18 protein-coding genes are annotated in these 25,106 nt (G+C 73.5%); 3 read left to right on the top strand and 15 right to left on the bottom strand.

From position 1 onward, the window contains the following. Positions 1-306: 306 nt before the first annotated feature. From ACFU7Z_RS10910 to nrdR, 10 genes are all read right to left on the bottom strand, one after another. Complete coding sequence (locus tag ACFU7Z_RS10910) at positions 307-1,695, bottom strand: ABC transporter substrate-binding protein (RefSeq protein ID WP_380777294.1); 1,389 nt, start codon at positions 1,693-1,695, stop codon at positions 307-309. 347 nt (positions 1,696-2,042) lie between these two features. Then, the gene (locus ACFU7Z_RS10905; protein ID WP_380777293.1) at positions 2,043-3,257 is read right to left on the bottom strand and encodes a cytochrome P450; all 1,215 of its coding nucleotides are present in this window, start codon (positions 3,255-3,257) and stop codon (positions 2,043-2,045) included. Positions 3,258-3,403: 146 nt separating this feature from the next. Next, positions 3,404-4,648 (bottom strand): cytochrome P450, encoded by a 1,245-nt coding sequence (locus ACFU7Z_RS10900; protein WP_380777291.1) that lies wholly within the window; start codon positions 4,646-4,648, stop codon positions 3,404-3,406. Beyond that, the gene (locus ACFU7Z_RS10895; RefSeq protein WP_380777295.1) at positions 4,645-5,394 is read right to left on the bottom strand and encodes an ATP/GTP-binding protein; all 750 of its coding nucleotides are present in this window, start codon (positions 5,392-5,394) and stop codon (positions 4,645-4,647) included. The genes ACFU7Z_RS10900 and ACFU7Z_RS10895 overlap by 4 nt, the downstream gene beginning before the upstream one ends. A gap of 31 nt (positions 5,395-5,425) precedes the next feature. Next, on the bottom strand, positions 5,426-5,794 hold the full coding sequence (locus ACFU7Z_RS10890) for a DUF742 domain-containing protein (RefSeq protein ID WP_049653110.1): 369 nt from the start codon (positions 5,792-5,794) through the stop codon (positions 5,426-5,428). Positions 5,795-5,876: 82 nt separating this feature from the next. Beyond that, positions 5,877-6,311, bottom strand: a complete 435-nt coding sequence (locus tag ACFU7Z_RS10885) for a roadblock/LC7 domain-containing protein (RefSeq protein WP_049653112.1) — start codon at positions 6,309-6,311, stop codon at positions 5,877-5,879. Further along, positions 6,311-8,167, bottom strand: coding sequence for an ATP-binding protein (locus ACFU7Z_RS10880; RefSeq protein WP_380777289.1), 1,857 nt, complete (start codon positions 8,165-8,167; stop codon positions 6,311-6,313). Before ACFU7Z_RS10880 ends, ACFU7Z_RS10885 begins: the two co-directional genes overlap by 1 nt. 303 nt (positions 8,168-8,470) lie before the next feature. Continuing rightward, on the bottom strand, positions 8,471-9,238 hold the full coding sequence (locus tag ACFU7Z_RS10875) for an SDR family oxidoreductase (protein WP_380777287.1): 768 nt from the start codon (positions 9,236-9,238) through the stop codon (positions 8,471-8,473). Between the two features lie 185 nt (positions 9,239-9,423). Beyond that, a complete protein-coding gene (locus ACFU7Z_RS10870) occupies positions 9,424-12,327 on the bottom strand; it encodes a vitamin B12-dependent ribonucleotide reductase (RefSeq protein WP_117489717.1) in 2,904 nt (967 codons plus the stop codon). Between the two features lie 205 nt (positions 12,328-12,532). After that, positions 12,533-13,033 carry a transcriptional regulator NrdR gene (gene nrdR, locus ACFU7Z_RS10865; protein WP_049653458.1) on the bottom strand — a complete coding sequence of 167 codons (501 nt, stop codon included), beginning with the start codon at positions 13,031-13,033 and terminating at the stop codon, positions 12,533-12,535. A gap of 354 nt (positions 13,034-13,387) precedes the next feature. Between nrdR and lexA the strand changes: the two genes are divergently transcribed. Continuing rightward, positions 13,388-14,269, top strand: a complete 882-nt coding sequence (lexA, locus tag ACFU7Z_RS10860) for a transcriptional repressor LexA (protein WP_310593172.1) — start codon at positions 13,388-13,390, stop codon at positions 14,267-14,269. A 174-nt stretch (positions 14,270-14,443) separates the two neighbouring features. Here the strand turns inward: lexA and ACFU7Z_RS10855 are convergent, their stop codons facing one another. The 5 genes from ACFU7Z_RS10855 to ACFU7Z_RS10835 are packed head-to-tail and all read right to left on the bottom strand — an operon-like array spanning position 14,444 to position 22,264. Then, complete coding sequence (locus tag ACFU7Z_RS10855; RefSeq protein WP_079272798.1) at positions 14,444-16,573, bottom strand: ATP-dependent DNA helicase; 2,130 nt, start codon at positions 16,571-16,573, stop codon at positions 14,444-14,446. Between the two features lie 12 nt (positions 16,574-16,585). Continuing rightward, on the bottom strand, positions 16,586-18,409 hold the full coding sequence (locus ACFU7Z_RS10850) for an IucA/IucC family protein (RefSeq protein WP_375876200.1): 1,824 nt from the start codon (positions 18,407-18,409) through the stop codon (positions 16,586-16,588). Then, complete coding sequence (locus ACFU7Z_RS10845) at positions 18,387-19,835, bottom strand: lysine N(6)-hydroxylase/L-ornithine N(5)-oxygenase family protein (RefSeq protein WP_380777286.1); 1,449 nt, start codon at positions 19,833-19,835, stop codon at positions 18,387-18,389. The genes ACFU7Z_RS10850 and ACFU7Z_RS10845 overlap by 23 nt, the downstream gene beginning before the upstream one ends. 9 nt (positions 19,836-19,844) lie before the next feature. Continuing rightward, positions 19,845-20,558 (bottom strand): GNAT family N-acetyltransferase, encoded by a 714-nt coding sequence (locus tag ACFU7Z_RS10840; protein WP_375876206.1) that lies wholly within the window; start codon positions 20,556-20,558, stop codon positions 19,845-19,847. Then, positions 20,450-22,264 carry an IucA/IucC family protein gene (locus tag ACFU7Z_RS10835; RefSeq protein WP_074005688.1) on the bottom strand — a complete coding sequence of 605 codons (1,815 nt, stop codon included), beginning with the start codon at positions 22,262-22,264 and terminating at the stop codon, positions 20,450-20,452. The genes ACFU7Z_RS10840 and ACFU7Z_RS10835 overlap by 109 nt, the downstream gene beginning before the upstream one ends. A gap of 412 nt (positions 22,265-22,676) precedes the next feature. On the opposite strand from ACFU7Z_RS10835, the gene ACFU7Z_RS10830 reads away from it, so the two are divergent. After that, complete coding sequence (locus tag ACFU7Z_RS10830) at positions 22,677-23,870, top strand: serine protease (protein ID WP_049658939.1); 1,194 nt, start codon at positions 22,677-22,679, stop codon at positions 23,868-23,870. A 58-nt stretch (positions 23,871-23,928) separates the two neighbouring features. Then, positions 23,929-25,047 carry a trypsin-like serine peptidase gene (locus ACFU7Z_RS10825; RefSeq protein ID WP_380777285.1) on the top strand — a complete coding sequence of 373 codons (1,119 nt, stop codon included), beginning with the start codon at positions 23,929-23,931 and terminating at the stop codon, positions 25,045-25,047. Positions 25,048-25,106 lie beyond the last annotated feature (59 nt).

The following is a 25,106-nucleotide window of genomic DNA, read 5'->3' as shown; positions in this document are numbered from 1 at the left end:
CCGCGTATGGGGGGTGGGGTGCGTCTATGGGTTTGCCGGAGTGGGCGGCGATTCCTTGGGGTGGGGGGGGTTGGGGGGGGGGGGGGGGGGGGTGGGTGGCCCCGCACCGCCCTCGACAGGTGGTCCTCGGTGTGCCCGACCCCCGGGAACCGGCTCCTCGGTGTCGGCCCCGGAGGCCGGCGCCGGGCCCAGGACCGAAACCGGGGCCAGGGCCAACTCCGGGTCCAACTCCGACTCCAACTCCGGTTCCGGCTCCGAGACCAGCCCCGGAACCAGTCCCGGAACCGAGCAGGACGGACGGCCCGGCTACTGCGGCCAGGCGGCGTCGATGTCGGCGGCGGTCTTCTGGATCGACTGACCCTCGGCGAACCAGGCGGTCAGTGACTTCCACTCCTGCCCGGCGCCCACGGCGGCCGGCATCAGGTCGGAGCCGTCGAAGCGGAAGGTGGCCGACGGGTCCGTCAGCGCCTCGGCTGACAGCTTGTCGATCGGGTCGGTGTAGAGGCTCTTGTCCACGCCCTGGTTGGCCGAGACCCAGCCGCTCGCGGTCTTCACCCGGCTGCTCGCCCAGTCCGAGCTGGACAGGTAGTTCTGCACCGCCTGCACCTCGGGCCGCCCGGAGAAGGCCGCCAGGAACTCGCCGCCGCCCTCGACCGGGTTGGCGACCGACGGGTTCACCGCGGGCAGGTGGAAGGCGAAGACGTCCCGGTCCGGGCCGACCTTGGTGCCCTTGGGCCACTGCGCCTCGTAGAAGGAGGCCTGCTGGAGCATCAGGCACTTGCCGCTCAGGATCGGCGTGCCCGCGTCCTGGAAGGTGGTGGTGGCGATCGACTTCACGTCACCGAAGCCCGCGTTGACCCAGGCCGGGTTCTGCATCCAGTCGGCGACCGTCTTCATCGCGGTGGTGATCTTCTGGTCGGAGAACTTTACCTGGTGGCCGACCCACTGGTCGTACACCTCGCCGCCGTACGAGCCGAGCACCACCTCCTCCAGCCAGTCGGTGGCCGGCCAGCCGGTGGCCGTCCCGGAGGCGATGCCGCCGCACCACGGCTTGGCGCCGCCGGCCTTGGCGATCCGGTCGCTGAGCGCCATCAGGTCGGTCCAGGTCTTGGGCACGTCGTAGCCGGCCGCCGTGAAGGCCTTCGGCGAGTACCAGACCAGGGACTTCATGTTGGCGCTCATCGGGGCCGCGTAGTAGGTGCCGTTGACCGAGCCGTACGTCTTCCAGATCGGGCTCCACTTGTCCTGGTTGGCAACGGTCTGGGCGGGCGGCTTCACCACCTTGCCGCTCTTCACCATCTGCGCCAGCAGGCCCGGTTGCGGGATGATCGCGAAGTCCGGGGCGTTGCCGCCGGAGACCCGGACCGGCAGCTGGGACTCGAAGTCGTTCGAGCCCTCGTAGCTGATCCTGATCCCGGTGCACTTGCTGAACTCGGCCCAGGACTTCTCCAGGTTGTCCGACTCCGGGCTCAGGATCGAGGCGAACATCGTCACGGTGGTGCCCGAGTGTCCGGCGTACGGCTGGTACCTGGCGCAGTCGCCGGACAGCGAGGCGGCCGATCCGCCTCCGCCGCCACCCGAACCGCCGGAGCTGTTGGAGCAGGCCGCGGTCAGCGCCAGTGCCGCCACCAGGACGGGCACGGCGGCCAGACGGCGGCGGGAACTCGATTGCGGCGCGGTCGGGTTGAGGATCAATGCGGTTCTCCTCGCCAGGGCATGCTGCCGACGGTGGGCTGAACGACATTGCGCTGTACCGGAGATGGGCCTACACGGGGATCGCGGACAGGTTCACGGGAACGGAATCGCGGAACGGATTCGCGGAGCGGGATCACGAGCGGGATCACGAGCGGACGGCGGCCGGACTGATCGAAGACGTTAACGCAGCCGCCGCCCCCCGCCAAGGTCCCCGTTCGACCTTCACAAGCCGGTGTCCCGACCGTGACCCGCGACCGGAAGCCGAAGGCCCCGACCGGACGTTCAGCCGGACGTCCAACCGCACATCCGCCGCAAATCCAGCCGGGGCCTTGCGATATGACCGAACGTCAGAAGAGCCGGACCGGCAGCTCCAGCAGGCTGTTGACCACCAGCGAGGGGCTCGGCCGCAGGTCCGCGTCCGGCACCGCGAGCGACAGCCCCGGGAAGCGCTCGAACAGCGCGGGCAGCGCGACCCCCGCCTCCAGCCGGGCCAGCGGGGAGCCCGGGCAGACGTGCGGGCCGTGGCCGAAGGACAGGTGGCGGGACGGGTCCCGGGTGATGTCGAAGACCTCGGCGGTCACCCCGTGCTGGAGCGGGTCGCGGCCGATCGCGTTGTACGAGACCAGCACCGGTTCGCCGGCCGGGATCACCACCTCGCCGACCGGTACGGGCTCGGCGGCGAACCGGAACAGGAAGTTGCTGGTCGGCGGCGTCCAGCGGAGCGACTCCTCCACCACCGCGTCCCAGGACACCTGTCCCGAACGCACCAGTTCCAGCTGGTCCGGGTGGGCCAGCAGGGCCCGCACCGCGTTGCCGATCAGGTTCACCGTCGTCTCGTGGCCGGCCGCGATGATCACCCGCAGGGTGGCCGCCGCCTCCGCGTCGCTCAGCGCCCCGCCCTCCGTGTCGGCCGCCAGCAGCACGCTCGCCAGGTCCTCGCCGGGAGCCGAACGGCGCTGCGCCACCAGGCCGTTGACGAAGGCGTTCAGCCCGGCGACGGTCGCCTGGATGCCCTCCGGGTTCGGCTTGATGCCGAAGAACCGCTCGTACAGGTCGCGCAGCAGGCCGTGGTCCGACTCCGGTACGCCCAGCAGCGAGCAGATCACCGTCATCGGCAGCGGGAAGGCGAAGGCCGTCTTGAGGTCCACCAGCGGCTCGCCCGCCGCCAGGGCGTCCAGCAGCGCATGGGTGATCTCCTCGACGCGCGGACGCATCAGCTCCACCCGGCGCGGGGTGAAGGCCTGCGCGACCAGTGCCCGAAGCCGGCGGTGCTCGGCCCCGTCGGTGGTCACCATGCTCGGGCCGGGCACCGCCAGGCCGATCAGCGGCCAGGTCTTCGGGACCTCGCCGCGCTGGTAGGCCGCCCAGTGCGCGGCGTCCTTCACGAGCCGGGCGTCCGTGAGCAGGTCACGTGCGGCGGCGTGCCGCGTCACCGCCCAGGCGGCGACCCCGCCGGGCAGCTCGACCGGCACCACCGGGCCGGCGGCCCGCAGCAGGGCGCCCTCGGCCGCGTTGTCGCGGGCCAGCGGGTCGAGGGCGATTCGGGCCGGAGCAGCGGTCATCGACGTCTCTCTTTCGAAGCTCTGGAGAAGCTCTCTCGAAGCCTTTCGAAGCCTTTCGAAGCCGTTCGAAAACAGCCGAAGCCTTCGGAGGTTTCGAGGGCGTTCGAGGGGTTTCGCGGCTCTTTCGAACGGCGGGTGCGGGTGGATCAGGCCGGGTGGCCGGGGGTGAACGAGACCGGCAGCGCCACCAGCCCGCGCACCCAGGCCGACGGCCGCCACACCAGCGCGTGCTCGGCCACCGCCAGCCGCAGGTCCGGCAGCCGGTCGAGCAGCACCTCGATCGCGGTGGTGGCGATCACCTCGGCCGCCTCCTGTGCCGGGAACGGGCAGCCGTGCTCGCCGTACGAGTAGCTCAGGTGCGCCCGGTTGCCCTCCGCCGGGCGGCCGTCCGGCTGCCGGACGGCCGGGTCGGCGTTGGCCCCGGCGATGCCGAGCAGGACCATGTCCCCCTCGCCGATCCGCTGGCCGCCCACCTGGGTGTCGCGGACCGCCCAGCGTCCGGCGAAGATCTGGGTCGGGGTGTCCTCCCAGAGCGCCTCGTTCAGCGCCTGGCTGATGCTGCGCCGGCCGCCGGCCAGCGAGGCCGCGAACCGCTCGTCGGTGAGCATCAGCCGCAGCGTGTTGGAGATCCAGTACGAGCTCGGCTGGTGGCCGGCGATCAGCAGCACCCGCAGGTCGCGCATCACCTCGTCGTGGGTCAGCCCGGCCGGGTGCGCCAGCATCCGCGAGGCGATGTCGGCGCCCGGGTACTCGGCCTTCTCCTCGACCAGCGCGAGCATCAGCTCCAGCAGCCGTTGGGCGCCGGCCGGCGCGTCCGGGCCGCCGTCCAGCATGGCCAGCAGCGCCGCGATCAACTGCGGCGCCTGCTCCTCGTCCAGGCCGAGCACCCGGCACAGCACCAGCAGCGGCATCCGGTGCGCGTACTCGGCGACCAGGTCGGCCTCGCCGCGCCCGGCGAACTCGTCGATCAGGCCGTCGGCGATCTCCTCCGCGTGCTTGCGCAGCTCGTACGGGTCGATCCCGGCCAGCGCGTCGGTGACCGCGCGCGAACGCCGGACGTGCTCCTCGCCCTCGGCGTAAAGGATCGAGGGGACGGGCGCCATCATCGGCTTCAGCGGCCAGTCGGCGGGCAGCGTCGCCCAGGCGTGCCAGCGGCTGGAGTCGCGGCCGAACAGCTGCGGCCGACCGGCCACCTGCTGGAGCTCGCGGTAGCCGATGACCAGCCAGGCGGGCACGCCGCCGGCCAGCTCGACCGGGGCGACCGGGCCGTGCGCGGCGCGCAGCTCGCGGTAGAGCTGGGACGGGTCGGTCTGGAAGCGCGGCCCGTACAGCGGCGTGGCGCCGGCGTGCGCCGGGCAGCCCGGGGGCGGGGTGGCGGCGGGCTCGGTCACGGGGTGCTCTCCTCGTAGATCGCGGTGCGGGGCCCGGCCGGGGCTGGCCGCGCGGCGGGGGCCGTCTCGTCCTCCCCGGCGGCAGCGGCCGGGACGCCTCCGTCGGCACCGGCCAGGGCGGCCTCGTCGGCCCCGGCCAAGGCGGCCAGGTGGTGGACCAGGGCGATCAGCACCCGCTTGCCGGACTCGCGGTCGCGCGCGTCGCAGTCCACCAGCGGCACCTCGGCCGGCAGGTCCAGCGCCTCGCGGACCTGCTCCAGGGTGTGGCCCGGCTCGCCGAAGTTGTTGCGGGCCACGATGAACGGCGTGCCGTGGTGCTCCAGCCGGTCGATGGCGTACCAGGAGTCCTCCAGGCGCCGGGTGTCCACCAGGACGACCGCGCCCAGGGCGCCGCTGAACAGGCGGTCCCAGAGGAACCAGAAACGTTCCTGCCCGGGCGCGCCGAACAGGTACAGCACCTGCCGCTCGGAAAGGGTGATCCGGCCGAAGTCGAAGGCGACCGTGGTGGAGCGCTTGCCCCAGGCGCCGGCCGGGTCGATGCCCTCGCCCGCCTTGGTCATCACCTCTTCGGTGTTCAGCGGGCGGATCTCGCTGACCGAGCCGACCAGGGTGGTCTTGCCCACGCCGAAGCCGCCGACCACGACGATCTTCAGCGCGTTGTCGGCCGTCGCCCGCAGCGGGGTGCGCGCACCGGCGGGCCGGACGTCAGCAGCGGCCCGGACATCGGCAACGGGCCGGGCCTCCACGGCGGTCCGGACGCCGCCGGCGGCCGAGACGTCAGAGCTGTTGAAGGCCATGCAGCACCTGCTTCAGCGTGTCGAGGTCGGGCAGCCGGGCCTTGTTCGGCGCGAACCGGGGGTGGCGGGCGGTGACCGCCCCGGACTCCAGCAGGTCGCCGAGCAGGATCTTCACCACCGAGACGGGCAGCGCCAGTTCCGCCGCCACCTCCACCACGGCGGTCGGGGCCTCGCACATCCGCAGGATCCGGGCGTGCTCCGACTGCATCCCGGGCGCCGGCTGCCGCTCGGCGACGATCAGGGTCACCAGGTCGAAGGCGTTCTCCGGGGAACGGCTGCGGCCCCGGGTGATGGTGTAGAGGCGGTCCGGGTCGTCGTCGCGCCCCGGAAGCACCGGCCCCGGACTCATGCGCCCACCTCGCTCCGCGCGGCGGGGGCGTCGACCCCCGCGACCCCCGCGACCCCTTCGACCGTCCGCTCGCTCCGCGCGCTCATATGACCGCGCTCTCTTGCGCGGCCTCGCCTTCCGCCGCCCGGGCGGGCGCGCTGAGGTGGACCCCGATCTGCTCGATCAGGCCGTGCATGTTGTGGCCGACCACGCCGACGTCCGCGTCGTCGTCCGTGACCACCGCCAGGTGCGCGCCCTCGCCGGCCGCCACGATGCACAGGATGCCGCCGTGGAACTCGGTCATCGACTGCCGCACGCCGCCGCTGCCGTCGCCGAACTCGATCGAGGCGCCGTGCGCCAGGCTCTGCAGACCGGAGGCGATGGCGGCCAGCTGGTCGGCCTGGTCGGTGCTCAGTCCGGCGGTGTGGCAGAGCTTGAGGCCGTCGGCGGAGAGCACCAGGGCGTGCCGGGTGCCGGGGGTCGCCGCCAGCAGGTTCTCCAACAGCCAGTCGAGGTCACGGTCGGTGGCACTGCTCATCAGGTGTCCTTCTCGGTGACGGGGGAAGCGTCGGGCGTGGTGTCGGGGGCTGTGGTCGGCACCCCGGAAGGGTCGGTGGCCGGCGGCCCGGCAGAGTCGATGGTCGGAGCCCCGGCAGGGTCCGTGACCGGCGTCCCGGCGGGGCCCTCGGTCGGAGCCCCGGCGGCAGGCCGCCCGGCCGCCACCGGACGGGCGGCGGCCCGGCGAAACGCACCGAACCGGCCGGCCGCACCCGCCGCGTCGGTGCCGGCGGGCTTCGCCGCCCGGTCCGTCGCGGGGGCGGCGGTGGCCAGCGTCTGTCCGCGGCGGCGCTGCGGCAGGCCGCTGTCGGTCGTCCGGACGGGCGCGGCCGGCAGCGCGGGCGCGGTGGCGGTCCGCGTCCCGGCCGCGGCCTGCGCCCCGACGCGGGTCCGCTGCGCGGAGGGCGCCGGAGGCAGGGAGGCCGGGGCGGGGCGCGCCGAGGTGAGCGCGGGGCGCGCGGTCTCCGCGGGCGACGCCTGTACCGGTACGGACACCTGGACGGGCGCCGGGGCCGCGGCCGGCGCCGGGTGGGTGACCAGCTGATGCGGGATCAGCATCACCACGCCGGTGCCGCCGCGCGCCGAGGGCCGGAAGGAGATCTGCAGCCCGTGCTTGCGTGCCAACACGCCGACCACCGCCAGCCCCAGGCGGGTACCCGCGGAGAGCGTGGTGAGGTCCAGCGGTTCGGCGGAGACGGCCCGTTCGGCCCGGCGCAGCCAACTGTCGCTCAGGCCCAGGCCGCTGTCCTCGACGGTGACCGCCAGCCCGGCGGGCACCTCCTCGACGTAGACGTGCACCTCAGCCGGCGGGGCGGAGAAGTTGGTGGCGTTGTCCAGCAGTTCGGCCAGCGCGTGCATCACGCCCTCGGCCGCGTACCCGGCGACCGCGGCGGTGCTGGCGTTGTGCAGCCGCACCCGCTGGTAGGCGCCGATCCGGCCGAGCGCACCGCGCAGCACCGACTCCACCGCGATCGGCTTGGCCCAACGGCGGCCCGAGCGGGCGCCGGTGAGCACCGCGATGCTGTCGGCCATCCGGCCCGCCTGGGCGGTCGAGTGGTCCAGGCTCAGCAGGTCGCCGAGGACCTCCTCGTCGTGCCGGTGCTGCATCTCGCGCAGCTCGGCGTGCATGCTCGTGGCCAGCGCCTGGACCCGCCCGGCGGCGGTCGCGCACACCGCGAGCGCGGCGGCCCGCAGCCGCTCGCCGCGGCCGATCTCCTCGCCGACGGCACGCAGCAGCGGGTACTGGGGGTGCTTGCGGTGGACGGCCAGCGCACTGTCCACCGCCGCGCCGGCCCGCAGCTTCGCCACCACCTCGGGCAGCACGCCCTCGGTGATCCGGGCCAGCTCGGCGCGCTCGGCCTCGACCCGGGTCCGCTCCGCCTCCGCCCCGGCCCGCTCGGCGTCGAGTTCGGCCCGCAGCCGGGCCAGCTCGGCGTGCGCGGTGGTGACGTCGGCCTCGGCCCGGGCCTGCCCGGCGCGGGCGGCGTCCCGCTCGGCGAGCGCGGCGGCGGCGCGGTCGGCGGCGGCCGTCTCGGCCTGCCGGGCCGTGCCCGCGGCGACCAGCGCCGCCCGGGTCTCCTCGTGCTGCGCGGCCAGGTCCTCGGCCAGCCCGCGGGAGCGCTCGACCCCGGCCGCCGCGAGGCCGACGGCGATCAGCCAGAGCACCGTGACGGCGCCCACCGCGAGGGCGGTGAGCGGCTGGTGCGCGCCGAGCGCCCTGGCCACGCCGACCGGCGCGGCGACCAGCGCCAGCAGCACGGCGGCCGCGGTCAGGGCGACGGTGCGCGGCGCGGGCCGTCGGCGCGATCGGCCGTCGGGGCTGGTGGCTTCTCTCATCGGTGCGGTCCTCGGCAACGTCGGCGGGCGGCGGCGCGGGCGGCGGGTCGGCGACGGTTGCGGCCGCCGACAGCTGGTCGGGCGCATACCAGTCCGCCCGGCGACGTAGCGAAACGTCTCCGGGCGTCTGATCGGTTCACGCTTTCGGCCGATCATATCGATTCAGACATAGGCCTCAAGCGGCCAGTTGACGGCCAATCTCCTACCTTCACGCCGCCCACACCACACGACGACGCCCCGACGCCCACCCGAGCACCACGCCTCACACCCCGGGCGCCCGCCCTGTGCCGGCGGCCGCCGACCTCAGCGGCCGCCGAACCGTCGCTCCAGTGCCTCCTCGAAGGTCCCCCTGCCCACCGCCCGATCCGGCGTCAGATTGCCGCCCGCCCGCAGTCCGCGGCCGGTCGCTCCCGGGAGGGGCAGCGGCAGCAGCAACCGGCGCCTGCCCGCCGCCCGCAGGTAGGCCTCGGCCAGCTCCCGGTACGAACGCACCTGCGGGCCGCCGACCTCCGGGGCGAAGCCGGCGGGCTCCTCCCCCGCCAGGTCCGCGACCGCCGCGGCCACCTCCCGTACGTCCACCGGCTGGCACGCCACCCCGCTCAGCACCGGGAGGACCGGCAGCTTCACGGAGGCGTCGAAGACCTTCAGCACCAGGTCGTGGAACTGCGTCGCCCGCAGCACCGTCCAGCCCAGCCCCGACTCCCGCACCACCCGCTCGCAGGCGAGCTTCGTCGCGTAGTACGCGAACGGCACCCGGTCGATCCCGACGATCGACACGTACACCAGGTGCCGCACCCCGGCCTCCCGGGCCCGGGCCACCAGCGTCCGGACCCCGGCCACGTCCGCCTTCCTCTGCGTGGTCGCGCAGTCCACCACCACCTCGACCCCGGCCATCGCCTCCGCAACCCCGGCCCCGCCGACCAGGTCCCCGACCACCCACTCGACCCCGTCGCCCCCGTCCCGCACCTGCCGGCTCAGCCCCCGCACCGCCACCCCGCGCGCCACCAGCAGCCGCACCACCTCCCGCCCCAACGTCCCCGTCGCCCCGGTCACCAGCACCGTTCCCACCACCGCGCCACTCCTTCCCAGAGGAACCCCGTCACCCCCTACAGACCGGACACCGCCCCCGAACGTGACATCGGCATGCCCGGACACTCGGACGAGGGCACACGAAAAAGCGGGGCGAGGACCGTTTGAAGGTCCTCGCCCCGCTTCAGGGGTTCACCTCAGGAGGCGACCACCGGGGTCGGGCGCGGTCAGCTGCAGCCGCTGGTGGAGCCGCAGCCCTCGCAGAGGTAGCAGCTGCCGGCGCGGCGCATCTTGGTGCCGCAGGAGAAGCAGAGCGGGGCGTCGGCGTTGAGGCCGAGCTGGATCTCCATCAGCTCCGTGGAGTTGTGGGCCTGCTTCGGGGTCGCCTTGGGTGCCTCGACGACGACGGGGGCCGGGGCCGGGACGGCGGCCGGCTTGGCGGCGACGGGGGCGGACTGGGCGAGCGACTCGGTGTCGAGCTCCTCGGCCTCCAGCGGCTCGTACGAGCCCGTCTCCAGGTGGCGCTGGCGCTCCTCGACGGAGTGGATGCCGAGCGCCGAGCGGGTCTCGAACGGCAGGAAGTCGAGCGCCAGGCGGCGGAAGATGTAGTCGACGATCGACTGCGCCATCCGCACGTCCGGGTCGTCGGTCAGGCCGGCCGGCTCGAAGCGCATGTTGGTGAACTTCGAGACGTAGGTCTCCAGCGGCACGCCGTACTGGAGGCCGACCGAGACGGCGATGGAGAAGGCGTCCATCATGCCCGCGAGGGTCGAGCCCTGCTTGGACATCTTCAGGAAGACCTCGCCCAGGCCGTCGTCCGGGTAGGAGTTGGCGGTCATGTAGCCCTCGGCGCCACCGACCGTGAAGGAGGTGGTGATGCCCGGACGGCCCTTGGGCAGGCGCTTGCGGACCGGGCGGTACTCGACGACCTTCTCGACCACGGCGGCCGGGGTGACCGGGGCGGCCGCCTCGGTCTTCTCCTCGGAGTCCTTCTTCTTGGCCGAGAGCGGCTGGCCGACCTTCGAGTTTTCGCGGTAGATGGCGAGCGCCTTGACGCCCATCTTCCACGCCTCGAAGTAGATCTCCTCGACGTCCTCGACGGTCGCGGCGGCCGGCATGTTCACGGTCTTGGAGATGGCGCCGGAGATCCAGGGCTGGATCGCGGCCATCATCCGCACGTGCCCCATCGGCGAGATGGAGCGCTCGCCCATCGCGCAGTCGAACACCTCGTAGTGCTCCGGCTTCAGGCCCGGGGCGTCCACCACGTTGCCGTGCTCGGCGATGTGGGCGACGACCGCCTCGATCTGCTCGTCCTGGTAGCCGAGGCGCTTGAGGGCGCGCGGGACGGTGCCGTTGACGATCTGCATCGAGCCGCCGCCGACCAGCTTCTTGAACTTGACCAGGGCCAGGTCGGGCTCGACGCCGGTGGTGTCGCAGTCCATCATCAGGCCGATGGTGCCGGTCGGGGCGAGCACCGAGGCCTGGGCGTTGCGGAAGCCGTTCTGGGCGCCGAGGCGGAGCACGTCCTGCCAGGACTTGTTGGCGGCCAGCCAGACCGGGGCGTCCAGGTCGTCGTGGGAGACGGCGTCCAGCGAGGCGTCGGCGTGCTGCTTCATGACCTGCTGGTGCGGGGCCGCGTTGCGGGCGTAGCCGTCGTACGGGCCGACCACGCCGGCGAGTTCGGCGCCGCGGCGGTAGGCGGTGCCGGTCATCAGCGAGGTGATGGCGCCGGCCAGGGCGCGGCCGCCCTCGCTGTCGTAGGCGTGGCCGGTGGCCATCAGCAGGGCACCGAGGTTGGCGTAGCCGATGCCGAGCTGGCGGTAGGCGCGGGTGGTCTCGCCGATCTTCTCGGTGGGGAAGTCCGCGAAGCAGATGGAGATGTCCATCGCGGTGATGACCAGCTCGACGACCTTGGCGAAGGTCGCCGCGTCGAAGGAGTCGTCGTCGCGCAGGAACTTCATCAGGTTCAGCGAGGCGAGGTTGCAGCTGGAGTTGTCCAGGTGCATGTACTCGGAGCAGGGGTTGGACGCGTTGATGCGGCCGGACTCCGGGCAGGTGTGCCAGTGGTTGATCGTGGTGTCGTACTGGATGCCGGGGTCGGCGCAGGCCCAGGCGGCCTCGGCCATCTTGCGGAACAGCTTCTTCGCGTCGACGGTCTCGATGACCTCGCCGGTCATCCGGGCGCGCAGGCCGAATTCGGTGCCGTTCTCGACGGCGGTCATGAATTCGTCGTTGACGCGGACCGAGTTGTTGGCGTTCTGGTACTGGACGGAGGTGATGTCGTCCCCGCCGAGGTCCATGTCGAAGCCCGCGTCGCGCAGGGCGCGGATCTTCTCCTCCTCCTTCACCTTGGTCTCGATGAAGGCCTCGACGTCCGGGTGGTCCACGTCGAGCACGACCATCTTGGCCGCGCGGCGGGTGGCGCCACCGGACTTGATGGTGCCGGCCGAGGCGTCGGCGCCGCGCATGAAGGAGACCGGGCCGGAGGCGTTGCCGCCGGAGGAGAGCAGTTCCTTGGAGGAGCGGATCCGGGAGAGGTTCAGGCCGGCGCCGGAGCCGCCCTTGAAGATCATGCCCTCTTCCTTGTACCAGTCGAGGATCGAGTCCATGGAGTCGTCGACGGACAGGATGAAGCAGGCGCTGACCTGCTGGGGCTGCTTGGTGCCGACGTTGAACCAGACCGGCGAGTTGAAGCTGAACACCTGGTGGAGGAGGGCGTGGGTCAGCTCGTGCTCGAAGATCTCGGCGTCGTCCTTGGAGGCGAAGTAGCCGTGCTTCTCGCCAGCGGCGCGGTAGGTGAGCACCACGCGGTCGATGATCTGCTTGAGGCTCCACTCGCGCTGGGGGGTGCCGACGGCGCCGCGGAAGTACTTGGACGTGACGATGTTGACGGCGTTGACCGACCAGAAGTCGGGGAACTCGACGCCGCGCTGCTCAAAGTTGATCGAGCCGTCACGCCAGTTGGTCATGACGACGTCCCGCCGCTCCCAGCGGACCTCGTCGTACGGGTGCACGCCAGGAGTGGTGTAGATGCGCTCCATCCGGAGACCGCCCTTCGGGGCCTTGGCGCCCTTGGCCGCGGCCTTCTCGGACTTCGACCCGCGTGCGGAACCGCTCGTGGTGTCTGTCACTTCTCGCTCCTCCTCCTGGGCAAACGCCCGAAGTGCCCTGAAAAGTCCGGGCACTGCTGGTTCGTTCTTCCGGTGTGCGGGCAGGCAGGAACCCTGCCTGCTTACGCACGGTTTGTAGTGTTCTGTGCCCCGATTTCGGGCACGCGTGGGCCCCGCGGGGCCGTGGTGGTGCGGGTGGCTGGGCCCGCGAGGGGCCCGGCGCCTCCTAGGGCGCGGCGGCGGACACGGACACGCAGGTGTCGTCCGCCTCGGGGGTGCGGGGCCGTTCTGCGCGGAGCTCCGCGATGGCGGCCTCGAAGTCTTCCAGTCCGTCGTACGCCTGGTACACGGAGGCGAAGCGCAGGTAGGCGACCACGTCGAGTTCCTTGAGCGGGCCGAGTATGGCCAGCCCCACGTCGTGGGTGGTCAGCTCGGCGCTGCCGCTGGCGCGCACGCACTCCTCGACCCGCTGGCCGAGCTGGGCGAGCGCGTCCTCGGTGACCGGGCGGCCCTGGCAGGCCTTGCGGACGCCGGTGATGACCTTCTGCCGGGAGAACGGCTCGGTGACGCCGCTGCGCTTGATGACCATCAGCGCGGCCGTCTCCACCGTGGTGAAGCGGCGTCCGCAGTCCGGGCACTGCCGACGACGGCGGATGCAGCTGCCGTCCTCGGTGGTCCGGCTGTCGACAACACGGCTGTCGGAGTGCCGGCAGAAGGGGCAGTGCACCTCGGGATCCCTCCCTGGCAGAACGTTCGGACCTGTTGAGTCTATGCGATGCGCCCCCGGCCTCGGCAAGCTGATCATGCGGGGCGACCACTAGTACTGGGCACGGAGAGGACTGTAGCCACTACATCTAGGAGTCTGGGGGAGGTGAGCGCCTTGGCGTGTCGATGTCGCGAGGGGCCCGATTAGACTGCCGGGGGCGAGTTTCGCTCGAACATTTACTCGATGTACAACAAAGCCTTGATCGAGTCAGTCAACTCCCGAATAATTCACTCGAACGTGTGTTTGGCGCAACCTTTCGATAGGAGGCGCGTTGGGCTGGAAAAGGGGAGAGGACAGCCGTCGAGAGGGGCCGCCGTGAACACGATCGAAAGCAACACCATCCCGGTGCAGGAACACTCCCAGTTCAAGGTGGGGCAGCGCACCACGAATCAGCAGGGTGTGGACAGCAGCATGGACCGTAGCGAAGACCACCGCCTCTCCGGCGCGGCCCTTTCCGGGGCGACCCGCGTTCCCGACCAGCCGATCGAACACTCCACCGCCATGGACGACTCCCACACCTCCCCCGCCCGGGCGATGCCCGGTCGCCCCCCCGGCATCCGCACCGACGAGGCCGGTCTCACCGAGCGCCAGCGCCGGGTGATCGAGGTCATCCGGGATTCCGTCCAGCGCCGCGGCTACCCGCCGTCCATGCGGGAGATCGGCCAGGCCGTGGGCCTGTCCAGCACCTCCTCGGTCGCCCACCAGCTGATGGCCCTGGAGCGCAAGGGCTTCCTGCGCCGGGATCCGCACCGCCCGCGCGCCTACGAGGTCCGCGGCGTCGAGGTGGCCCGTCCGAACACCGCCGAGACGGCCGGCCGGCCCTCCACCTCCTACGTCCCGCTGGTCGGCCGGATCGCCGCCGGCGGGCCGATCCTGGCCGAGCAGACGGTCGAGGACGTCTTCCCGCTGCCCCGCCAGCTGGTCGGCGAGGGCGAGCTGTTCGCGCTCACCGTGCGCGGCGACTCGATGATCGAGGCGGCCATCTGTGACGGCGACTGGGTCACCGTGCGGCGCCAGCCGGTCGCCGAGAACGGCGACATCGTGGCCGCGATGATCGACGGCGAGGCCACCGTGAAGCGGCTCAAGCGCGAGGACGGCCGGATCTGGCTGATGCCGCACAACCCGGCGTACGAGCCGATCAACGGCGACAACGCGACCATCCTGGGCAAGGTCGTCGCGGTCCTGCGCCGCCTCTGAGCGGTCCTGCGCCGCCCCTGGGCGGCCCCGTGCGCCTCTGAGCGCACCCGCGCCGCCTCGGCGCGCACAGCAACACGCACCAGCACGCACCGCACCACCACACACCGGGAAGGGGCTCCTCCGCACAGTGCGGGGAGCCCCTCCGGCGTTCCACGGGCCGGGCGGCCGGGGCCCTCAGCCCCGCTTCACCACCGGCCGCACCGGCGCCGCCGAGGCGTCGATCGACGCCAGCGAGCGGCGCACCTGGTTGCGGTCCGTGGTGTACCAGAACTCCGGCATCGAGGAGCGGAAGAAGCTCCCGTACCGCTTGGTCTCCACCCGCGGGTCCAGCACCGCGACCACGCCCCGGTCGTCGGCCGCGCGCACCAGCCGGCCCGCGCCCTGCGCCATCAGCAGCGCCGCGTGGGTCGCCGCGACGGCCATGAAGCCGTTCCCGCCGCGCTGTTCGACGTCCTTCTGGCGGGCGCTCATCAGCGGGTCGTCCGGCCGGGGGAACGGGATCCGGTCCATCACGACCAGCTGGCAGGCCGAGCCGGGCACGTCCACGCCCTGCCAGAGCGAGAGCGTGCCGAACAGGCAGGTCGTCGCGTCCGAGGCGAACTCCCGGATCAGCTCGCCGAGGGTGTCCTCGCCCTGGAGCAGGACGCGGTGGTCCAGCCGCTCGCGCATCGCCTCGGCGGCCGTCTGGGCGCCGCGCATCGAGGAGAACAGGCCCAGCGTGCGCCCGCCGGCCGCGCCGATCAGCTCGGCCAACTCGTCCAGCATGTCGGGCCGTTCGGGATCGCGCCCGGGGTCGGCCAGGTGCTTGGCGACGTACAGGATGCCCTGCTTGGGGTACTTGAACGGCGAGCCGACGTCGATCCCGCGCCAGTGCGGCACCGCGTCCTCGCCGAAGCCCGCCTCGGCGTCCGGGTTGTCCCCGGCGGTGCGGACGTCCGGCAGCCGCGTCTCGGAGGGCAGGCCGACCGAGGCGGCGACGCCGTTGAAGTCCCCGCCGAGCTTGAGCGTGGCCGAGGTGAGGACGACCGAGCGCTCCTTGTACAGCCCCTCGCGCAGCAGCCCGGAGACGCTCAGCGGGGCGACCCGCAGCGAGGCGGTGCCCAGCCCGTAGCGGTCGCTGCGCTCGATCCAGACCACGTCGTACTCGGAGTCCTCCAGCAGCCGCTCGGCCGTCTCGTGCAGCGCCTCGGCCGAGGCCATCGCCTGCTTGCGGACGGCGTCCTCGTCGCTGAGCCCCTTGTCCCTGGTCTCGCCGAGCGAGGTGATCACCTGGCGGGAGGCGTCCCGGATCGCGGTGACCGCGTACGCGAGGTACTCGGGCAGCTCCTCGACCCGGCCGGGCTGGGCGGTCTCCATCAGGCCGTGGTAGTTCTCGGCGGCGGCCTGGAGCGCGTCCACCGCCTTCTCGTTGGCCAGCCGCGCGGCCCGCTTCACCGCCCGGTTGACGGCGCCGACGGTCAGCTCGGCGGTGGCCGCGCCGGTGACCCGGTTGACCAGCTCGTGCGCCTCGTCCACGATCAGCAGCCCGTGCTCGGGCAGCACCGGCGCGCCCTCGATCGCGTCGATCGCGAGCATCGCGTGGTTGGTGACCACGACGTCCGCCAGCTTGGCCCGCTCCCGCGCCTTCTCCGCGAAGCACTCCTGGCCGTACGGGCAGCGGGTGGCGCCCAGGCACTCCTTGGAGGTGACAGAGAGCTGGGCCCAGGCCTTGTCGGAGACGCCGGGGCTGAGGTCGTCGCGGTCCCCGGTGTCGGTCTCGTCGGCCCAGTCGCGCAGCCGCAGCACGTCCTTCCCGAGCTTCCCGGTGGGCCCGCCGAGCGCGTCCACCGGGTCGAACAGGCCCTCGCCCTCGTCGCTCGGGGTGCCTTCGTTGGCCCGGTGCAGGCAGAGGTAGTTGGAGCGGCCCTTGAGCATCGCGAACAGCGGGCGGCGGCGCAGCACCGGGTGCATCGCCTCGACGGTGCGCGGCAAGTCCCGCTCCACCAGCTGGCGTTGCAGCGCCAGGGTGGCGGTGGCGACCACCACCCGGTCGCCGTGGGCGAGCGCGGGCACCAGGTAGGCCAGGGACTTCCCGGTGCCGGTGCCGGCCTGGACGAGCAGGTGCTCGGCGTGGTCGACGGCGTCGGCCACGGCCTCGGCCATCCGGACCTGGCCGGGGCGCTCCACACCGCCGACGGCCGCCACCGCGGCGTGCAGCAGTTCGGGGATCCGCGAGCGCGGGACGGCGACGGCTTCCTCGGCCTCGTCGCCGAGGACTGCCGCCCGCTGGGATTCGGAGTCGTGGGATTCGGAGTCGTTCGTCATGACCCTCCCAGCCTACGGGGCGGGGGTGACAATCCGGTCCCGTTGCCCGGGCATCCGCACGTCCACGGCGACCAGCGCGTTCGGCACCGTCCCGTACCGGGCGGCGTGCGGGCGGTGCGGGCGGTCCTGGTAGCCGTCCATCAGCAGCCGGTTGCGGTTGAGGCAGAGCCGGTCGATCCGGGGGCGGAACAGGTCGAACAGCTCGAAGCGCTCGCGCAGCTCGGGGAAGCGGTCCTGGTAGCGCAGCACCTCGGCGCGCAGCAGGGCCCAGAACTCGGTCTCGGGCAGTCCGGTCTGCGCCTCCAGCAGCGGGGCGAGGAAGCGGAAGACGCCGATGAACAGCCCGGAGTGGATGAACTGGCAGAGCCCCTGCGGGCTCTCCCGCAGCAGCACCTCGGCCACCTCGTCGGGCAGGCCGCGCAGTTCGGGCAGGTCCTGGGCGCTGAGGTTGACGTCGTCCACGAAGTCCTTGACCGCGAGCCGGACCGGCGCGTCGGTGGGGTCGAAGACCACGATGGCGTTCTCGCCGTGCGGGGAGAAGACCAGCCCGTAGCGGTAGAGGAAGTGCAGCAGCGGCGGCATCATCGCGGCGAACAGCCGGGCGGTCCAGTCGCCGGGGAGCAGGCCGGAGCGGTCGATCAGCTCGGCGGCGAGCGCCCGCCCGTCGGAGCCGGTCTGCAGCAGCGAGGCCAGGGTGCGGGCGCGCTCGCCGCCGTCCAGGAAGGGGCCGAGCGGCTGGCGCCAGATCGCGCCGAGCAGTTCCTTGTACTGGTACGGCGCCTCGGGCAGCTCGCGGTAGAGCGGGTGGTCGACGGTGACGGAGGCGATCTCGCCGAGCAGGATCACCCGGCACTCGTCGCGCAGGTACGGGTCGGCGTCGCGCAGTCCGAGCAGCCAGGCGGTGACGGCGGGCGCGGCCAGCGTGCGCTCGACCGGCAGGCCGCGCCAGACCAGGGTGTTGAGGATGGACAGCGGCAGCTTGACGGTGCAGCGCTCGGGGTGGGCGGTGTTGAAGAAGGAGCGGATGGACTGCTGGGGCAGCCGTGGGTCGCCGTCCGAGGGCAGCGGGACGATCTCGCCGGAGGCGATCCAGGGCGCGAACAGCGGCAGGACCGTCTCGTCCCACTGCCAGGGGTGGACGGGCAGCAGCAGGTAGTCCTCGGCGTCCGGGCCGAGCGCGGCGCGCAGCGCGTCCACGTCGTCGAGCTCGCGGGCGTACAGCTGCTCGGGCCGCTCCAGGCCGGGCACGCCGCGGTACTCGGCGAGCCGGCGGTGCACGGCGATCCACGGCAGCGGGCGCGGGCTGCGGGCCTCCGGGGCCCAGCGGGCGGCGTCGGCGGCGGAGAAGCCGATCCGGCCCTTGTTGGGGACGATCCAGGGGTGGCCGGTCTGCCGCCCCTCCAGCGCGGCGTGGTCGAGGTCGGCGAGTTCGGCGGCGGTCAGCGCGGTGGCGAGCTGGCGGGCGTCGGCGGTGAGGGTGGCGGAGAGCTCGCGGATCAGGTGGCCGGTGGTCTCGCCGCGCAGGCCGAGGGTCTGCCGGGCGTACGGGAGGAAGCGCAGCGGGTCCAGGCCGTCCGGGCGGGAGCAGCGGACGGACTCCGGGTCGACCTGCCAGCTGTCGTAGGAGCCGCGCCGGGCGGTGAAGCGGTACTCGGCCTCGGGCAGCTCCAGCCGGTACTCGCCGGGCTCGTCGCCGGGGACGGGTCGGAGCAGTTCCTCGTAGGCGAACTCGCCCAGCATCTTGGCCAGCAGGGCGCGGCCGGCCCGCTGCCAGTGCCCGGCGGTGAGGTGCGGGGGCAGGTGGAGCGGCGGTTCAGCGGCCGACGGTTGCGGCACGGGTCAACTCCTGGGGGCGGGGGACGGCGGGGGTGGGCTGTTCCACGGGACCGGCGGGGGTGGGCTGTTCTACGGGACCGGCGGAGGTGGGCTGGTCGGCGGGCCCGGCGGGGCCGGGCGGCGCGAAGCCGGTCCAGGCGGTGCGGCCGGGCAGCCGGTGGACGGTGCGCCCGGTGACGGCGTTGAGGATCACGGCGGCCCGGTGGGCGCCGAGTCCGAGGTCGGGGGTGCCGACGCCGTGGGTGTGGAGTTCGGCGTTCTGGACGTACAGCCCGCCGGTGAGTCCGGGCCGGGTGGCGACCCGGTGGTCCTGGTCGACCCGGTAGCGCCCGGCCTCGTCCCAGTCGATCAGTTCGGCGAGCGGTTCGAGCGCGGCCGGGCGGGCCGCCCGGTAGCCGGTGGCGAGCACCACGGCGTCGGTGCGCAGCAGGTGTTCGGCGCCGGAGTCGGTGTGCCGGCAGTGCAGTTCGAGGCCGCCGCAGGGGCCGGGGCGGGCGGCGGAGACGGCGGTGCCGGGGGTGATCTCGACCGGGGCGGCGTCGATCGGGCGGCCGATGGTGCGCTCGTAGAGGTCGTCGTGGATCTCGGCGAGGGTCTCGGCGCTGGCGGCCTTGTGCAGCTGCCACTGGGCGGTGACCAGCGCGTCCCGGACGGCCGCGGGCAGGCCGTGGAAGTAGCGGGTGTAGTCGGGGGTGAAGTGCTCCAGGCCGAGCTTGGAGTACTCCATGGGGGCGAGCGCCCTGGTCCGGGTGAGCCAGCGCAGCCGGACGTCGTCGCCCTCGTGGCGCCGGAGCAGGTCGAGGAAGACCTCGGCGCCGGACTGCCCGCTGCCGACGACGGTGATGTCGCGGGCGCCGGCCAGGTCGGCGCGGCGGTCCAGGTACTCGGCGGAGTGGAAGGCCCGCGGGTGGCCGGCCAGCGCGGCGAAGGCCTCGGGCAGCACCGGCCGGGTGCCGACGCCGAGGGCGAGGTTGCGGGCCCTGGCCTCGAAGCGCCGGCCGGTCGCGGTGTCGGTCAGTTCGGCGCGGTACCAGGGTGCCTCCCAGTGCAGGGCGGTGACCTCGGTGCCGAAGCGGCAGTTGGCCAGCCGCTCGGCGGCCCAGCGGCAGTAGTGGTCGTACTCGCGGCGCGGCAGCTGGAAGCGCTCGGCGAAGTAGAACGGGAACAGCCGGTCCTGGTCGCGCAGGTAGTTGAGGAAGGACCACGGGCTGGTCGGGTCGACCAGGGAGACCAGGTCGGCGAGGAACGGCACCTGCATCCGGGCCCCGTCGACCAGCATCCCGGGGTGCCAGCGGAACTCCGGGCGCTGGTCGCAGAAGAGCGTGCGCAGGCCGGGGACGGGTTCGGCGAGTGCGGCGAGCGAGAGGTTGAACGGGCCGATGCCGACGCCGAGCAGGTCGTACGGAGGGGGTGTCGAGGTGTCCACAGGGTCGTCCTAGGCGGGGAGTTGGGCCTGCGCGGCGGGCCCGTCGGCCCGGTCGCGGACCATCAGGGCGGCGCGCTTGTCGGGCAGGTCGAGTTCGGCGGCGGCCCGGAATCCGGCCCGTTCGAAGGCCCGGACGGACCGCCGGTTGCGGACGTCCGGCTCGGCCACCACCCGTTCGCAGCGCGGATTCCGGCGGAGAATCAATTCTGCGAGGGCGGCCAGCAGGACGGCGCCCAGGCCGCGGCCGCGGCTGGCGGCGGGGCCGAGCAGCAGGTGCACGCCGGTGTCGTACGGCCGGGCCGGGTAGTGCGCGGCGAGCGGGTCGAGGTCGGCGCGGTAGACCTCCCAGTAGCTCATCGGCTCGCCGTCGAGCAGGCCGAGGCACGGGAGGCTGCGGCCGTCGCCGTCCAGTTGGGCCCGGACGTGCCGTTCGGTGACCTCCGGCGGCCCGGCGAGCTCCCAGAAGGCGTCGACCTCGGGGTCGTTCATCCACCCGGCGAGCAGCGCCAGGTCGGCGGGCAGCCGGACCGGGCCGAGCCGGAACTCGCCGGCCGGGGTGGGGACGGCGCCCCACCCGGACAGGCCGTCCGGCACCCGGCACCCGTCGTCCGTCATCAGGCACCCGCCACCGGGTTGGGGATGTCCACGTACACGGACTGGCTGGCGACCGGGCCGACCAGTTCGTCCATGCCGTTGACCCGGGTGAGCAGGTTGGCCTTGCAGGGCAGCGCGGGCGCGTCCAGCAGCAGCGCGGGCAGCGCCGAGCCGGTGGCGGCGGCCCGCGGGCCGGCCAGGAACCGGCGCAGCGCGGCCAGCAGCACCGTCTCGTCGGCGAGCCGCTGGGAGCCGAGGGCGCCGATCAGGCCGAGCACGTGGTTGATGCCGAGGTAGTAGGCGAAGTGGTGGTCGATCACGTCGTCCGGCAGGAAGGTGTCGCTGTCCGCGCCGAGTCCGGGCAGCCGGGCGGCGAGCCGGGCGGCGGCGCTCTCCCGGTAGTAGTAGCCCTGGTTGTCGCGGTAGCGGCCGCCGCAGGGCCAGCCCTCGGCGTCCAGCAGGACGAGGCTGTTCTGCTGGTGCGCCTCCAGGGCGATGCCGCCCCGGCCGTCCAGCCAGAGGATGGGCAGCACGACCGCGTCCAGGTAGCGCAGGAACCATTCGGCGGCCACCGTCGGCAGCGGGCGGGCGCAGCGGACGGCCAGGGCCCGCAGGGTGTCGCCGAGCCGGGAGGGCACGGTGTCGCCGGTGCCGAGCGGCTGTTCGGCGACCAGGCCGGCGACGCACAGCGCCCGGTCGGTGGGCGCGAAGGGCTGGGCGCGCAGCACGGTGTCCAGGCCGCCCGGGTCGCCGAGGGCGGGGTGGTCGACGCCGATCCAGGCCGGGTCGCGGACGATGTCGAAGCCGGGGTGGGCGGCCCGCCACTCGGCGGCCAGCCCGCTCTCCAGCAGCCGGTGCATCTCCAGGCCGCGGTGCAGTTCCTTGCGCAGGTTCTCCCGGCGGGAGTTGGTGATCCGCAGGCCGAGCGAGAGCTTGAGCATCCACGGGGTGCCGGGCCGGTAGACGGTGCGCACCGAGGAGGTGGGGTACCAGGGGTCGCCGGCCGGGCCGAGGTCGTGCAGCAGCCCGTCGGCGAGCAGGGCGGCGACGGCCGGGCGGTGGGCGAGTTCGCGGGCCTGCCAGGGGTGCAGCGGGACGGCGGCGGTGCCGGGCGGCAGCGGCACGGCGCCGTCGAGCAGGCCGGCGGTGAGCCGTTCGGCGCTCTCGGCGACGGCGGAGCCGGCCGCGAGCAGTTCGCGGTCGACGGCGTACCAGTGCAGTTGGAAGGAGCCGTGCAGTTCGGGCGAGTAGGCGGCGCTCTGGGCCGGGCCGAGGCCGTCGCGGCTCTTCGGCGTGGGGTGCAGCGGGTGGCCGAGCAGCAGGGACTGCTCGGCGGCGAGGAAGTGCGAGCGCTCCGGCCCGCCGGGCACGGCGGCGGTGCGGCGGTGGGCGAGGATCTCGGCGGTGCGCACCACCGAGTCGCCGACCCTGGCGGCCAGGTCGGCGACCTGCCCGGGGTCGGGCCGTTCGGCGGCCGCGGCGGCGAGCAGCGCGGCGGCGGTGACGGCGTCGACGGGGGCCTCGCGGACGTCCCCGGCCGGGCCGGTCTCCCCGACCGCGAGGGTGGCGGGTCCGAAGCGGTGCCAGCCGCCGGGCGACCAGTAGCGGACCGGGGCGGTGAGCCGGGCGGCCCCGCCGAGGACGGCGATCCGCAGCCGGCCGTCCGGGCCGGGCCGGGCTCCGGTCTCCCGGGTCCAGCAGCGCAGCAGGGCCTCCAGTCCGGCCTGTTCGGCGGCGACGGCCGGGTCGGGGTGCAGCAGGAGGTCGTGCCCGTGGGCCCGCTCCACGGTGGGCGACGGTACGGGCGGGGCGACGGTGAGGGCGGCGGTGCTCAAGGCTGCTCCTTGGGGCGCGTGGGGGTGCGGACGCGCACTGTGGTGGAGGGGTCGGCGGGCGCTCGCACCGTCGCGTCAGGTAAGGGTTACCTATCCCTGACGGGTGATCACAAGGACGGCTCACTCGTCAGGGTGAAGATCGGGGATTGTCCACCAACGGGGCCCGATGCCCTGCTGCGTCGGCGGACCGGGCGGGCCCGGATCACGGATCGGTGACCTCCGGCCCGCACCGCAACCCGGGGGGTGGGCAGCGCCGTCCTCGTCCGCGATGGAAGACTCCATGGCGGCGAACCGCCGCACCGCGAACCGGCCGGACACGCACCACCGCGGTGCGCAACCGCCGGCCGTGACACCACCGGGCGGCCCGGCACCGACCGGCACCGACCGACCGAGCACAGGGGGAAGCGCACAGATGCCCACGATCCACCGGTCAGCCCTGGCCGCCGCCCTGGCCGCGGGCACCCTGCTCGCCGTGACCGCCTGCGGGCCGGACGGCCCGGCGGGCGGCGGGACGAGCCCCGCACCGCCGCCCTCCACCGAGTCGACCCAGGCCGCGGGTTCGGGCGGCGTGATCGGCGGGATCCCGCTCCCGTCCGGGCTGCCGACCAGCCTGCTGGAGGGACTGCCCAGGAGCTGGGACGACCTGAAGAAGTGGAAGTACGAGGACTGGGACAAGTGGGCGTCCAAGCACGTCTTCAACAACCCGGTGGTGAAGGACTTCTGGGACCCGGACAAGATGGGCGACTCCAAGCCCGCCGACCCGGCCCCGCCCACCGCCAAGCCCGCCCCCGCCACACCCAAGCCGGCCACCGACGACGGCGTGACCGACCCCGATCCCGCGGCGGTCAAGGCCGTGACGGTGCCCCGCCCGTACCTGAAGCAGCCCTCCGGCAAGGTGTTCTTCTCCGCCCAGGGCGGCCGCGGCAACTGCTCGGCGACGGTGATCGCCGACCCCCAGCACCCGGGCAAGAGCAACCTGGTCTGGACGGCCGGGCACTGCGTGCACGAGGGCAAGGGCGGGAACTTCTACAAGGACCTGGTCTTCGTGCCCGCCTACAACAACTCCGGCGCCTCCAGCGGCGGCAAGCGGGCCCCGCTGTCCGAGCTGGCCCCGCTCGGCACCTGGTGGGCCGACCAGGTCACCACCTCGCCGCAGTGGATGGTCGAGGGCGGCGGCACCGGCGACGCCGCCAACCAGTACGACTTCGCGGTGATGCGCGTGCACAACCAGAACGACACCGGCAAGTCCCTGGAGGAGACGGTCGGTTCGGCCGTCCCGGTCTGGTTCGACGCACCGCGCGACCAGCTCAAGGTCTCGGCCGTCGGCTACCCGCTCGCCAAGCCGTTCGACGGCCAGGAGCTGTACAAGTGCGACGGCGGCAAGCCCACCCGGCTCTCCTTCGACGCCAAGCGCCCGACCATGCTGACCATCGGCTGCACCATGACCCAGGGCGCCAGCGGCGGCGGCTGGTTCGCCACCATGCCGGACGGCCGGACCGCGCTGGTCAGCAACACCTCGATCGGCACCCAGGAGCACACCTCGCTGAGCGGGCCGTACCTGGAGGCGGTCGCCCGGCAGGCGCTGGACTGGATCTCCAAGAAGTAGCCGCCGCCGACGGGGGGCGGTAGGGAACCACCAGCACAGCACGGGGGGACGAGTCAGCATGCCGAGAACCACCAGCCGTCGGCGCCGGGCCGCGACGGGCGGCGCCGCGCTGCTCGCCGCGCTCGCGCTGGGCGCGGCCGGGTGCGGCCCGGACGGCCCCGCCCGGCCCGCCACCGCGCCCCTCGCCCTGCCCAGGTCGTCGCCCACCAGCCCGGGCGACCTGAGCGGCTGGAAGGTGGACGACTGGGCCCGCTACGTCGCCGAGAGCGCCTTCGCCAACGACGCGGCGCCCGGCGCCTGGACGGCGGTCCGGATGGACGCCGCCAGGCCCCGGCCCACCCCGGAGTACTCGCTGACCGCCCCCGCGGCGGCTGGCGTCGAGCGGGACGCCCCGCCCGCCGCCGTGCCGGCCAAGCCGCAGCCGCACCCGTACGGACCGGTCGGCTCGGTGGTCGGCCGGCTCTTCGCGACCACGTCGCAGGGCGACGTGTCCTGCTCCGCCACCGTGGTCTCCGATCCGGTCAACCCGGGCCGCAGCAACCTCGTCTACACCGCCGCACACTGCCTGCACGACGGCAAGGGCGGCGGCTGGCTGAAGAACCCGGTCTTCGTGCCCGGCTTCAACCGGGACGGCCAGGCGGTCCACGGCAAGGCGAACGCCGACCGGCTGCTCGCCCCGTACGGCCGGTGGACGGCGGTGCGCGCGCTGGTCTCGCCGACCTGGCTCCAGGAGAGCGGCGTCGGCGCCCACCACCAGTACGACTACGGCGTCCTGCGGGTGCGCGGCGAGGACGGCTCCGGGAGGTCCCTGGAGGAGACAGTCGGCGGCTCGGTGCCGATCTGGTTCAACGCCCCGCGCGACCAGATCACCGGGACCGCCGCCTACGGCTACCCGGCCGAGCGGCCGTTCGACGGCCTGGAGCTCGAGCACTGCGACTCCCCGCTGGCCCCCGGGCTGCTCTCCTTCGACCGGGACCGCCCGCCGATGTACGTGATCGGCTGCACCATGACGGCGGGCGCCGCCGGCGGCGGCTGGTTCGTCATCCGGGACGGCAAGCCCAACCTGGTCAGCGTCGGCGCGGTCGGCAACCGCAACCCGGCCGGCTACCAGGCCGGCCCCTCCCTCCAGGACCAGGCGAAGCAGGCCTTCGACTACTTCGCCAAGAACGTCCGGTAGCACCGCCGGAGACACGGAGGGGCCCCGGGACGGCGATCCGTCCGGGGGCCCCTCCGTGC

This window comes from Kitasatospora sp. NPDC057518 (assembly GCF_042802075.1).
Lineage (GTDB): Bacteria > Actinomycetota > Actinomycetes > Streptomycetales > Streptomycetaceae > Kitasatospora.
This window is presented reverse-complemented; position numbering and strand designations above follow the sequence as displayed.